Origin of the sequence: Capnocytophaga haemolytica (genome assembly GCF_001553545.1) — a bacterium.
GTDB classification, from domain to species: domain Bacteria; phylum Bacteroidota; class Bacteroidia; order Flavobacteriales; family Flavobacteriaceae; genus Capnocytophaga; species Capnocytophaga haemolytica.
The window spans coordinates 299,884-312,126 of record NZ_CP014227.1 but is presented as its reverse complement, the minus strand read 5'-3'; the positions used below and the strand labels follow the sequence as shown (position 1 = coordinate 312,126).

15 protein-coding genes are annotated in these 12,243 nt (G+C 44.5%); 8 read left to right on the top strand and 7 right to left on the bottom strand.

All coding sequences use genetic code 11. From position 1 onward, the window contains the following. Nucleotides 1-37: 37 nt before the first annotated feature. From AXF12_RS01450 to AXF12_RS12435, 3 genes are all read right to left on the bottom strand, one after another. On the bottom strand, nucleotides 38-988 hold the full coding sequence (locus tag AXF12_RS01450) for a hypothetical protein (RefSeq protein ID WP_066427886.1): 951 nt from the start codon (nucleotides 986-988) through the stop codon (nucleotides 38-40). A 258-nt stretch (nucleotides 989-1,246) separates the two neighbouring features. Further along, on the bottom strand, nucleotides 1,247-1,408 hold the full coding sequence (locus AXF12_RS12440; RefSeq protein ID WP_074861060.1) for a transposase: 162 nt from the start codon (nucleotides 1,406-1,408) through the stop codon (nucleotides 1,247-1,249). Between the two features lie 45 nt (nucleotides 1,409-1,453). Beyond that, a complete protein-coding gene (locus AXF12_RS12435) occupies nucleotides 1,454-1,717 on the bottom strand; it encodes a transposase (RefSeq protein WP_231909879.1) in 264 nt (87 codons plus the stop codon). An 86-nt stretch (nucleotides 1,718-1,803) separates the two neighbouring features. Between AXF12_RS12435 and AXF12_RS11850 the strand changes: the two genes are divergently transcribed. From AXF12_RS11850 to AXF12_RS01415, 7 genes are all read left to right on the top strand, one after another. Then, nucleotides 1,804-2,334 (top strand): hypothetical protein, encoded by a 531-nt coding sequence (locus tag AXF12_RS11850; RefSeq protein WP_145955115.1) that lies wholly within the window; start codon nucleotides 1,804-1,806, stop codon nucleotides 2,332-2,334. 7 nt (nucleotides 2,335-2,341) lie between these two features. Beyond that, the gene (locus AXF12_RS01440) at nucleotides 2,342-3,028 is read left to right on the top strand and encodes a hypothetical protein (RefSeq protein WP_066427843.1); all 687 of its coding nucleotides are present in this window, start codon (nucleotides 2,342-2,344) and stop codon (nucleotides 3,026-3,028) included. Nucleotides 3,029-3,187: 159 nt separating this feature from the next. After that, nucleotides 3,188-4,078 (top strand): hypothetical protein, encoded by an 891-nt coding sequence (locus AXF12_RS01435; RefSeq protein WP_066427884.1) that lies wholly within the window; start codon nucleotides 3,188-3,190, stop codon nucleotides 4,076-4,078. After that, nucleotides 4,065-4,694, top strand: a complete 630-nt coding sequence (locus AXF12_RS01430) for an ATP-binding cassette domain-containing protein (RefSeq protein WP_066427883.1) — start codon at nucleotides 4,065-4,067, stop codon at nucleotides 4,692-4,694. The genes AXF12_RS01435 and AXF12_RS01430 overlap by 14 nt, the downstream gene beginning before the upstream one ends. Nucleotide 4,695: 1 nt before the next feature. Next, nucleotides 4,696-4,965 carry a hypothetical protein gene (locus AXF12_RS01425; RefSeq protein WP_066427882.1) on the top strand — a complete coding sequence of 90 codons (270 nt, stop codon included), beginning with the start codon at nucleotides 4,696-4,698 and terminating at the stop codon, nucleotides 4,963-4,965. 151 nt (nucleotides 4,966-5,116) lie between these two features. Continuing rightward, nucleotides 5,117-5,509 (top strand): 30S ribosome-binding factor RbfA, encoded by a 393-nt coding sequence (gene rbfA, locus AXF12_RS01420; RefSeq protein ID WP_066427881.1) that lies wholly within the window; start codon nucleotides 5,117-5,119, stop codon nucleotides 5,507-5,509. A 37-nt stretch (nucleotides 5,510-5,546) separates the two neighbouring features. Further along, on the top strand, nucleotides 5,547-6,701 hold the full coding sequence (locus tag AXF12_RS01415; protein ID WP_082752953.1) for an ABC transporter permease: 1,155 nt from the start codon (nucleotides 5,547-5,549) through the stop codon (nucleotides 6,699-6,701). Nucleotides 6,702-6,773: 72 nt separating this feature from the next. Here the strand turns inward: AXF12_RS01415 and porW are convergent, their stop codons facing one another. The 3 genes from porW to AXF12_RS01400 all read right to left on the bottom strand — a co-directional run bounded on the left by porW (nucleotide 6,774) and on the right by AXF12_RS01400 (nucleotide 11,283). Next, a complete protein-coding gene (gene porW / locus AXF12_RS01410; protein ID WP_066427879.1) occupies nucleotides 6,774-9,287 on the bottom strand; it encodes a type IX secretion system periplasmic lipoprotein PorW/SprE in 2,514 nt (837 codons plus the stop codon). A 23-nt stretch (nucleotides 9,288-9,310) separates the two neighbouring features. After that, nucleotides 9,311-10,072: an acyl-[acyl-carrier-protein] thioesterase gene (locus tag AXF12_RS01405; RefSeq protein ID WP_066427878.1), complete on the bottom strand. Its 762-nt coding sequence runs from the start codon at nucleotides 10,070-10,072 to the stop codon at nucleotides 9,311-9,313. Between the two features lie 161 nt (nucleotides 10,073-10,233). After that, on the bottom strand, nucleotides 10,234-11,283 hold the full coding sequence (locus tag AXF12_RS01400) for an NAD(P)/FAD-dependent oxidoreductase (RefSeq protein WP_066427877.1): 1,050 nt from the start codon (nucleotides 11,281-11,283) through the stop codon (nucleotides 10,234-10,236). Between AXF12_RS01400 and AXF12_RS12040 the strand changes: the two genes are divergently transcribed. Further along, a complete protein-coding gene (locus AXF12_RS12040) occupies nucleotides 11,267-11,503 on the top strand; it encodes a hypothetical protein (RefSeq protein ID WP_145955116.1) in 237 nt (78 codons plus the stop codon). The genes AXF12_RS01400 and AXF12_RS12040 overlap by 17 nt on opposite strands. Nucleotides 11,504-11,622: 119 nt before the next feature. Here the strand turns inward: AXF12_RS12040 and AXF12_RS01395 are convergent, their stop codons facing one another. Continuing rightward, nucleotides 11,623-12,138 carry an NAD(P)H-dependent oxidoreductase gene (locus AXF12_RS01395; RefSeq protein ID WP_066427876.1) on the bottom strand — a complete coding sequence of 172 codons (516 nt, stop codon included), beginning with the start codon at nucleotides 12,136-12,138 and terminating at the stop codon, nucleotides 11,623-11,625. Nucleotides 12,139-12,243: the final 105 nt, after the last annotated feature.

Genomic DNA, 12,243 nt, shown 5'->3' with positions numbered 1-12,243 from the left:
TGGTGCAAAGGTACGCAAATCTTCACAAAAAGCAATATTATTTAAGCGTTTGCTTAATACTGCTGTTGATAGCCTTAAAAACTTCACTGTTTTGATGAGGCACACAGTCCTGCACCCAATACCACCAAAAATAACCGCCCACGTAGTTCTTTACATATTTAGGCATCGCATAATAGTGCTTAGCTCTTTCCACTTTACTCTGTACAGAGTACTTCTTATAATCGTTATTGCCACACTCCCCTATGCCTAATTTAACCTTCGGAAAAATAGACTCTAAATTGTTAAATACCTCTTGCCAATTAGGCTGATAATTGCCGTTATCATCTTCGTAATAGCTTACTAACACGTAATCCAACTGCTTTTTCATATCTTCGGGAATATATCTTTTTAGCCAATCCTCCATCGTCACCTTTTGGTCACCTGGTTTAAAATAGTAGCTCACAAGTACTGTTTTCGCATTTTTACTACGGATAAACTTATAAGCACCATAGGCTTTATCGGCAATAAACTGAGGGTTGTCACCCATCCAACCTTCTCCGTTAATTTCATTGCCCACTTCCCAAAAATCCGTATATGCCGATAGTTCTTTATACGAATCCTGAAATCTCTTTACATAACTATCTACGTTAGTGTATTTTTTCATATCTTCGGAATCGGCAGGTGTTGCCATCACATAAGCTACTTGATGAACAGCCGAAAAAAGTGGTTTGTAATTAGCTATCGCTGTACCCTTGGACATCACAATGCGCACCGTAGGCTTTACAGGCATTGCCTTGATAGCACTTACAATCTGCTGAACAGTAACCCCAGTTTCCTCCCAACTGTCGTCTATAGTAATGCCATATAAATAGGCATTTGTAGGATTGTTTGGTGTAGGTTTATCAGGCTTAGGATTGTCTGGAATTGGCTTATCAGGGGTAGGTTTATTAGGGTCTGGTTGGGGAACTTCGTCATTGTTTTTATGGCAAGCTATAAAAATGATTGCCATACACACTAAACATAATTTTCTTTTCATTGTACAAAATCTTTTTAATTACTCGGCAAAAGTACAATATTCTTGCCAAACTACCAAACAAATCCAAAATTAATTAGAATTTTGCTTAAATCCTTGTACTGTATGTCTTTCACACCCTCCCTTTCTACTCTCCCCTGCCTACAACAGCCACACCTCCACAGCCTTGATTTTTGTATCAAGACAAAAGAAGTTAAATTAAAGAAAACCAACTAATTTTGAATAAAAACGTGTTTAAACTTTTTTGAGGAACTTGGAGATAGACCCTAATAGGAGCACTCCAATCCAAGTTACATCAAGATACTCGTATCTCATTATCAAACCTTTATATCCGTCAAGCCAACCTCCTTTTTGCCGACAACGTGTATGACTACCATCCAATTGAACGCAAGACATATCTAACTTTATTTTCTTCTTACTTAATAGATTTAACCATACTCGCTAAAAACTACCGTCTTTACTCCATTTATTGAAGTAGTAATAGACATTTTGCCAAGAGATTTCTCCTTTTTCAAAATAGCTTTCAATTGGAAGTTCTCTCCATTGTACCTCTGTTTTTAACCTCTTGAGAATCAATAAAAATATTGAAGCCAAATCAAAATTACTTTTAAATCCTCTTTTTCCTACACTTAAAAAGGGAATAATCCAATTATTTATTGTATCTTTGCCCAAAATTCCTGAATTTTGGTGTTCTTTTTTTTGCAAACACAAAATTACTAATTTTCGGGAACTTTTATTTTATTATAAGAAAAAGTTTAAACAGCTTCATTGATAACCAGCAAGAGGGTAAGGTGCAACATCTCACAGGGCACTTTCTCATCTCATCAAACCTTTATAAAGCTAAAGAGTGTGTTTTCACTCCTTCAGACCCTCGAAAAGAAGAACAGAGAAAATCCTCTTTAAGTGCGTTAACCCTAAAAGCAGTCTTTATCTGTAAATTTTTGAACAAAGCAGAGCACTTAGAGTATTTTACAGTAGAGAAAGTAGCATCTAATACCTATAAATTATCGCCTGCAAATACTCAGGCTGAGCAATTATTGAAATTAGTGAAGGATGAAAAGGCTCATTTCATTATAAAACTTAATGAAAAAGGTGAGATATACTATACAGAGTCCTATCTTTCAGGTAAACAGAATGTTTCTATAAAAACGTGGTATAACTTTACTCTAATGGGAGATACTTTTGATTGGATGTTTGAAAATGAAAAGAATAGAGACGTTCCCAAAGATGAGATAGTTACTTATTTTACCAAAGCAGAAGGTAAAATCACAAATAAGGAAAATCAGGATTACATCAATTTTAAATTTGAAGTAAAAGAATAACACCTTTATGAAGCATCTTTCGACTATAATCTTTATCATACTAACAACACTTTGCCAAGCACAAGAGCAAGACACAATCGTTAAAGAACTTCCTAAGTATATAGAACCCATATCCGACATCACTCCCGCCGATGGCTTCTATGCTCTCTGGGATACTTCTGGGGGTTATAGCACTCGCAATGACGACCCTATCAGTTGGGTGTTAGATATAGGCTTGGGGGCTGGCGTAAGGCAGTACGGCTTTTCGGCAAATATATTCATTGGCAGTATCTCTAATAAAGTAACCCAGCCCTTATGGGTATATTACCCCAATTACGACAATGCCCCTCAAGGGCGTAAGATGGCAGAAAGTGAAGGCAAAGAGACTTATATGGCAATGTTAGAGCTGGGCTATAGCGTCTACACTCTTGGCAGGTATACCTTTGATGTGCAAACAGGGTTAGGCTACGGAGAGCGGCAGTATCGTTCGCGTGATGGTTTAGCCAGTAATGGTAAACGTCTCTCGCGCAGTAAAGGCAGTTTTATTTTCCGCCCTACACTTTCAGTAACACGTTGGTGGCGCGATGGTTCTTTCCTACGACTCAAAGCAATCTATAGCCTTGCCGATTATCGTTTAGGAGACGAGAGCACACCTATCAAAGGTGATTACATTGGGATAGGTATTGCCTTTGGCAATGTATTTTGGAAGTTTTAATTATAATATTTGTGATATGAAAGAACAACAAGATTACCGTAGAAAGTACCTTAGATTGCGCACGTTATTCGTTGTTGTAATACTTATGTAGCATTCATCTATTTGTACAATAATGCTGGTGATTTTATAGAAGGATTTAAGCAAGGAGTTTCAAAGTAAATGCTCAAAGCCCCTCTACATTTAGTCTACGTCTTCTACCGAAGACTACACGTAAAAGGTGATTATCTCGCACTCGGCTTAGTGCTTGGTGGCGAGGCAGTAGTGCTATGGGCTATATACAACCATTATGCAACGGCTTTTTATGCACTATTTGCCTTCCTACTGCTGACGCTACAGCACCATTACAGTCGCGAGGATCTGTCATTGCTCAGACTGCGCAAAAACTACAAAGTCCTTATCACGATGGAATACTTGCTGCTGAACTTACCCGCACTGCTTATCTTTGCCCTAAAAGGAGATGTGCTTTGGGGTGGACTTTATCTCTTGGGAGTGCTATTCATCTCTTGGGTGCCTCAGCGTGCTTTGCGTATGCCTTATCCCTTTTTGCTATTCGACCCATGGTGGCACGGTACATTCAGAAAGTATAGGCTCTGGGTGATGCTGCCACTATGCCTTACCCTGATAGTGATTGCAGGGGTATACCAAAACAGCCATTTAGGGTTATTTGCACTGCTAAGTATAGCAATAATGAGCAGCGTGCCGAGTTTTGAGCGAGAGTATAGAGCACATATTGCTATTTCTGCATATCAGGGTAGTAACTATCTAAGGAAACAATTGCAGGTGAATGTTATCAATGCACTATGGTGTATACTACCTCCTTACGCTTTATTTGTAATTGTATTCAAAGGAGTGTTTTGGTGGGTATTGCCTTTGCTTTTGTTGCTCCCCACACTTGGGGTGCTGACTAAATATGCCTTTTGGAGCACACCACTCACCCAAGCCATTGTGCTGGGGCTTATCGCGGAAGCAGTGCAGTATGGAGCACCGCTGATAGCTCTACCCCTGCTGTATTATTATATCATTTATAAAGGAAAATATGTTAGAGGTTAGTATCCATAAGAAATCTTACGGCAATAAAGTCATTTTAGAAGAGGCTGAGCTACACATCGCTGAGCAAGGCTTGTATGGTGTAGTTGGCAAAAATGGTGCAGGCAAGACGAGCCTATTTGCTTGTATGTTGGGGCTTACGGATTTCAAAGGACAGGTGCTATACAACGGCACACCTCTTCGAGCTGAGCAAGTGGGGTTTATCCCCACAGAGCCTTATCTGTATGACTACCTCACTGTGGGTGAGTTCTACCGCTTTTACGCCGCTTTGATGCAATTGAAGCTACGGGACTCCTATCTATTTGAGATTGACAAAGAGTTACTCATCAAAGAACTCTCAACAGGGATGCGTCGCAAAGTATACCTCAATGTTGTGTTACAAAAGGAAAGCGACCTCTACATCTTTGATGAGCCTTTCAATGGTTTGGATATTGAAACCGTGTACACACTACGCCGCCTTATCAAAAACCTTGCAGAAGAGCACATTGTGCTAATGGCAAGCCATCTGTTAGAGAGCCTACAAAGCTGCAAAATGATATTTGTGGTAAAGGACAGAAAAGTAACAGCGGTCGCTCCACCAGATTACAATACGATAGAAACAATACTTTTTCAAGACTGATATGAAAAACAAACTTTACCTATTCTATTTTCTCGCGCTTTATATCGCGATGGTTATCATAGCAAGAATATTTTACCTGCCAGTGATAAGTTACTTTATTCCGCTGGTAGTATTCTTAGGCTATGCGGTGCGTAAAGGAGCTCAGGCTCATAATGCTCGCCAACAAGTGCGTTATCTCACTGAAATGGTAGCTTGTGCAGCTCTGTTGTTCCTTGTTATCAGCGCTATTGAATACCCTGAAGAGTTTGTAAAAGGCTTTTTGGGGCGATAGTGCTCAAAAATGTGCTTCGGCACCTATCAAAGTTATATTCATAACTATTTACAATAAAAGCCCTCTGGCATTCAGGGGGCTTTTTGCTTTTATTTTCTTAAAATTCTCCACTTCTTATGCCTCATTTCTAAAAAAGTCGTACCTTTGCCCTATGGAAAGTAATAGACAGAAGAAAATAGCGGGTATCATTCAAGAAGAATTAGCTAAAGTGTTGCAACAGTCCATCCGCGATGCGGGGCAGCACAACCTCCTCATTTCAGTGACCAAAGTAAACGTAACAGTCGACCTCTCAGTAGCTAAGGTTTACTTGAGTATCTTCCCTGAGGGACAAGCTGCTGAGATGCTCAAAGGGCTGACCTCAAATGCACCACTACTCAAGCACCAGCTATCGCAAATCACTAAGAACCAGTTCCGACGTATGCCTGAACTGCTCTTTTATCTCGACGACTCGCTGCAATACATCGAGGGCATTGAGAAATCGCTTAAAGAGGAAGAGAACCCTATTGAGCAGCGCGAGTTGCTGCTCCGCCGCAAGAAATCATAGACAGATGAAAGCCGTCTTTTACATTGCAAGGCGCTATATGTTCGCCAAAAGTTCGCAGAACGTGATTAATATCATCAACAGGGTTACGGCTTTTGTGGTGGTGTTAGGCACTGCTGCACTGTTTATCGTGCTGGCAGGCTTTGCGGGGCTGAAGAGCTTTACGGTGTCATTCTCAACCACATTTGACCCCGACTTGAAGATTTTTCCTAAAACGGGAAAGTATCTGAACTTCTCCGAAGCGGATTCAATAGCGCTTCGTCAGGTGGTGAGCATCGCACATTACAGCAAAGTAATTGAGGAACAGGTGTTCCTCACACACAATCAGAAGAACCATATCGCTTACATCAAAGGCGTTGATGAGGAATACCCTTTGGTGAATGAAGTCGACAGCCTCTTAGTGCTCGGGGGCTGGGAGCTTTCGCCGCCTAATGTGGTGGTAGGGGCTACCATCTTTAATAACTTAGGGCTTAACTTTGCCGATCCTTCTTCTCCGTTGCAAATTGTGGTACCGAAGTCGGGCAAGGGCAGTATTCTCAATGAGAAGATGCCTTATCGCGAGGCACTTTCGGTAGTGCAAGGGGTGTATCAGCTCACCGAAGAGCTCGATAAGAAGTACGTATTTTCTTCTTTGGACGAGGCGCGCTTTGTGCTGGGGCTATCTCCAAGACAAGTATCGGCTATTGAGGTGAAGTTAGAGCCCAATGCTACGGAAGCGCAGGCTGTCTCGGAGATAGAAAGCATTTTCAACCATCAGGTAGTGGTTAAGAACCGCGTACAGCTCAACGATGCTCTCTATCGGATGCTTAACACTGAGAACATTGCAGTGTATCTCATCTTTATCTTAGTGTTGGTGATTGCGCTTTTTAACCTCGTTGGCGCCATCATAATGATGATTTTGGACAAGGGCGACGACCTACATACGCTTTTTGCCTTAGGGATGACCCCTCGGCAGTTAGAAAGTGTTTTCTTCTGGCAAGGCACGATGGCTTCTGTGGTAGGGGCTGTTATTGGCATTGTGTTGGGGACGGTCGTTGTGGTTTTACAGCAGCATTTTGGTTTTGTGAGGATAAGCCCTACGCTGTCTTATCCTGTGGCTATTGAGCCTTTAAATGTGGTGGTGGTGTTTATTACGATCGTTGTTCTGGGGCTTATTGCCTCGTGGATTGCTTCGTCACGGGTGAAACTCAGGTAGGAAGAACTGTTATAATATAAAGAGAAGAGGCTGTGTAATCTTACACAGCCCCTTCTCTTTATGATAAAACCGCTACTTCGAGGCGTTCGTCACGGGTTTTTGCGTCTCTAAGTACTTATCCTTGTCTTTGCGCATCTGCACCAAGCGATAGTTCTCGGTGGCAATAGCAAAGGCTGATAAGTGGTATTTTGCCAATAGCTCTTTAAGGTCTCTGATCACTGTTTCCGCGGTATGGGCGTCTCTAAGGTGGTGTACTACCAACCACGTTTCTTCTTTGTTGTAGACGTCTTCGGAAAGGGTCATCGCCTCGGATATCGACTTGAGCTTATCCGTCAGCTTTTTGGCTATTTCAGTCCTCTGTACGGGGTCAACACGGGTGATCACTACCTTCCATTTAGTAGTTTTCTCTACAGGCACAAAAGGCTCTGTTTCTACTTCTTTAAGCTCTTCTAATAAATCTTTAGCCTCTTCACTTTCGGGAGTTGCTGGGTACGCGGTTACGATTCTATCCAATTGCTCACGGTAAGGAGTTACCCCCTGCAAGCGTCCTGTGGTTTTCGCTTGTAAAAGGGCTATTTTAGGTGCTACTGCCGTCTCACGGTATTGCAGTCCTTCTGCCTCTAATCGGGTGGCTGTGGTGACGAAATCGCCTTTCTCATAAGCTACCATCAGGGTGTCTAAGAACTGCTGTGCTTGCTGGTTCTGTTCCTGTCGGGTAGTGGCAGCGCCTTGTAGCAACTTGGCGTAGTCGGTATTGCCATAGCTGGCTAAGAGCCTTGTTTTGATAGCCTCGGCTTGCGGGTCGTTGCTTTCCTGATAGTTCTTATACAGTTCGTAGAGCGTCGCTACCTCTACCTCAGGCGAAGGGTGCTGCTCAAGTACTCGCTTCAAGCGCTGTATTGCCAGCTCGTGATCGCTGAACTTAGCGCGGTAAAGCACACCCAACTGGTATAACGCCTGATTACGCTCTTCCTCTAACTGACGGATTTCATCTTGCGAGGTAGGCAGCTTAGCGATGTACTGTTCAGGCGTAAGTTGCTCTTTAGGTTGCACAACTTCGGTAGCCGCCTGAGCGTTCAGATCGGGCACCGTAGCTTCAGTAGCCGACCAACGCCAATTGTCCTCTAACTTCCTATCACCCCAATACTGCTGAAACTGCTGCTTGCCATAAGCCACTGCCATCGGGTTGTAGAAATAGAATTTACCGCCCTTAGCAGGCTCAGCAGCCTGAGGCGAGATGCCCATACCTGTGTTCTTGCGTGTGTCCTTCACCACTTTGGCAGAGGCTACCTGCTGCATCGAGTCGATGTGCTTTTGGTAGTAAGCCACTTGGGCATCCTTAGGCAAACGCACTACTTTGAGGATACTGTCGTTGTGCTTCACGGCGTATTCCAGCTCGGTAATCTTGGCTAAGTTATCCTTCTTTCTACGGATATACAAATGCTCAAAAGTGTGTTCAGGGATGTAGGTCAGCGTGCTATCCAAATGGTGATAAGCGCTGGTGTAGTCTTTCTTCTCGAAGTAGATGTCAGCCAAGCGCTCGTGGGCTTTGGCTTTTAAAGGGTTGTTATCTTTATTCTTGCTAAGCGAATTACGGTAAAAGGCTATTGCCGATGCCTTGTCTTTGTCTTTGAGTAGTTCAGCGTGTTGGTAATAAAGCACATCTAAGAAGTCCTTGTGCTCATAGCGGTTCTCCAGCTTAGTCAGGTAGGCTAAGTACTCCGCCTTTTCCTCAGGGGTAAACACCTTATTGCGTGCCATACCCGCCTGCGCTTCTATCCACAGCCTGCGAGGGATCTTCCAGTTTTGCTTAATGACCTTCTCATAAGCCACCACTGCCGAGTCACGCTGTTTCTGCTTTTCGTAGAGCTGAGCTGCGATGAAGTAATACCGCCCCCGCAAAGCCCTATTACGCGTGTACTTACCAGCTGTGTATAGCGCATCGGCAGCTTGTGGATACTGCTCTTGGTTGATGTACGCCTGCCCCAAAGTAGCATAAGCCTCTGCCTTGTCGTTGCGACGTATCTTAGGGGTTTCTTCCAGAAAAGTATTGAGCTTTTCAATAGCTACCTTATCACGCCCCAGTCGTAGGTTCGTCTTCTGAGCCCATACTGCTGCCGCAGGGATATGCTCACTCTTGCCATAGTTGGTCAGTAGGTGGTTAAAAGCCTCTAAGGCAGGAAAGAAGCGCTCGTTGTAATACCGCGCCTTGCCCAGCAGCATATACGCATCGTCGATCTTATAATTGCGTTGCTCGCCTTTATACACCATCGAGTGCCGCTGAATGGTCTTGATAGCCTTCTCCTCAGCACGCTCAAAGTTGGGGTTCTCCATACCGTCAAGCTGCACCTTGCCACTCATCCCTATGGGCTCTACAGGCAATACGTCGCTGAAATCATCGTGATACTTTTGCTGCAACTCTGTATAGCCCTTATCAAAGGCTTCCTCACCGTTGAAAAGCACGTTGTATTTCGTTACGATAGGCTGCATCTGTCGGTTGTAGTACGTATTGGCATTAGGCGTACAGCCCGCCAATAGCAACAAACCCAACCCTACAAAACCACTGTGGTGTATTCTTCTTTCCATCTGATACTTTTGCTTGATTTGTATTAAAGGCGCTCTGCTATCCACTTAGCGATGAACGCAGGTTTTGCCCCACCGATCTTCTGAGCGTAGAGGTACGTCTCCACCAAGGTCTTTTCAGCATTGAGGTACCTGCCTTTGCTCTTGAAGCCCTCCATCTCATCGCCTAAGAAAGTTTCCGAGAGAAAATTAATATCGTACTCATTGACCACAAACTCACGGTGATTGCGCTCAGTCATCATATCCAGCGCCCATTGCGTATACTTCACATTGTTCACGTGCGAGTTCACATCTAAGTCACTCACCTTTACGGGGAACGTATTCACCAAGTGCATATCTTCAGGCAGGGCTATGCGCTCCGTCTTGAACGATAGTCCTCCCTCTGTACGCGGGTGAAACATCGCCTGTTCAGCGGTCAAGTCTATCGGGCGGCGCGAGGCAATGTCCAGCGTAATCCACGTGCTGGCACACTCGCCTATCTTCCTGTCGTCACTGTAAATCTCAAACTCGCGAAAAGCATACACCCCCTGCGGAGGAAGCGACCATGTGCTTACCCTGATGCGTTCATTCCATTCAGGCCAATAATCCATCTTGAGCTTCTGCTGTATCAATGCCCAAAAGAACCCCTTCTCCACCAACTGCTTATAGCCAAAACCCAAGATAGCAGCGTGTTCCGCCGCTATATCCTGCAAAATGCCCAAAATACCGTACAACCCCAACTGATTGTTTAGGTTCATTTGCGTACTACGCACTTTGTAAGTCTCCGAGAAAATACACTTATCATCCATTGTAAATCGTCTATTAATATTCGCTTTTCGCGCTAAGAAAGTGCAAAGATACAACTCTTATGCAAAAAACAAAAGCATTTACACGTTATTTAATATATTTTTTAACACTACGCACTCCAATCTACAAGCAAACGCACTCCCCATAGGTATTCTCCTGTATCCTATCTCATCCGCTTAGCAAACCGCCCTATATCCATCTCACGGGCTACCGCCTCCCCCTCGAATACCGCCCCGTAGAGTACCTCAGCGAGATACGGCGCTCCCAGCACCCCACGCGTACCCAGCCCGTTGAGTATCCAAACATTGTCATATACAGGATGATGCCCCACCAGTGGACGCCTATCGATCACCGTAGGGCGTATCCCAGCCTCGTGCGCCGTAATCGTATACCCACAAGTGATGAGCTTCTTGAGTCGCTCTATGAGCTCCTCACGTCCCGCCTCAGTGATCGTATCACTCAGGTCGTCGCGGTTATACGTAGCGCCTATCTTGTAGCAGTCACCACCTTCAGGATAAATCACCCCATCGCCCTTCAAGATAACCTCCACCGATAGTTCAGGGGCACAAAACGTGAGCAACTCGCCCTTGCAAGGCGCCATTGGCAGTGCCTTAAAAAACGGATTAGCAGACACCCCACAACCCTCGCAGAACACAATATGTCGCGCCTCAACACCTTTGTAACTCACAGAACCCTTGCCAACCGATAGCGCTTCGTACTGAAACCGATAAGGATGATATACCCCCTCGCTACCCCAGCGCTGCAAACTCAGTGAGAGATATCGCTTCACATCCATACGCCCCGTATGCAGCACCTGCCCAAAGCCAAAAGGTGCAGGCACATAAGGGCTTACCCTACCTACCAACTCCCCACTGAGATACTCCGAGAGCACAGGCTTATCCGAAGCGGCAAACCAGTTGTTCTGCTCCTCCACCGAAGCAAACCTACGTAATACCGCCATTGGATGCAGCAGTTGCGTACCCAGCTTTGCCTCCACTCCGCCGTAAAAATCGTGCAAGCAGTGTATCTGCTCCGTCGCCATCCATATCGGTGTGAAACGCTTGAGCACCACAGGGTTATACGCCCCCGCAGCCACAAGGCTCGCTGCCTGCGACCGATCGCTTATAAGGCAAAAACTCCTTCCGTACCGCTCCAAAGTATGAGCGAACGTAACCCCAGCCAAACCACCTCCGACAATGATAAAATCAAACATACGCTCTAAACCTAAATCACGCCGCAAAGATAACACTTTCCAACGATTAAACTATCATAAAGAAATCAGAAATTGGGGAACAGAGGACAGGAAGCAGAGGGCAGAGGTCAGCAATCAAAAGTCAGGAGCTCAGAGAGCAGAAATCAAAGGACAGCCCTCCCCTATCCCAAACGGAGCGGTAACGGATCGCTATCGAAGAAACCCTACACAAACCGTATAAGATGATAAGAAAACAAGAGGGAGAGTGGTTAGTAGTCAGCGATTAAAAAAACAGAGGTCAGGGGTCAGCTTGTGCAATACGCACCTGACCCCTGACCTCTGACTACTGATCCCTAATCCCTAAAGTGCCAATTTGCGATAGGCTTCTTTGGCTTTTTTGAGTTCCTCAGGAATAAACGCCTGAAAGGTCTTGTCCCTTCCTAAATAAACCAGCCCTATAAACTTACCTTTCACATAGCTTATAGAAGCTTTCATTGGAAGTACAATCTCTTCAATAGTAAAGCCTAAAACCTCCTTACTGTAATTCGTTACAGGCTGCCCTACTGTGGTTACAATACCGAACTCCTTGCCTTTAAGTGCCTCACCGCCACCGTACGCCCAGCCATAAGCAAACACCTCGTCGAGGTACTGCTTGAGGAAGGCAGGCACGTTGAACCAATAGGTAGGATACTGAAAGATGATACGATCGTGTGCCTCTAAGAGCTTCTGCTCGGCCGCCACATCGATCTTACCGCCTTTAGCTGCTTCACATACGTTGTGAAGAGTTACTTCGCCTGTGTTAAAGGCTTCTAATAAGGCTTTGTTAGCCACCGACGCCCCATAGTTAGGGTGCACCAAAAGAATAAGTGTCTTCATATAAAATTACTTTTAAATTTGCCGACAAAGGTAAGAAATATTTTATAATGCACAAGGAATAATGGATAATTTTATAGAGATGAGGGGTCAGAGATCAGGAATCAG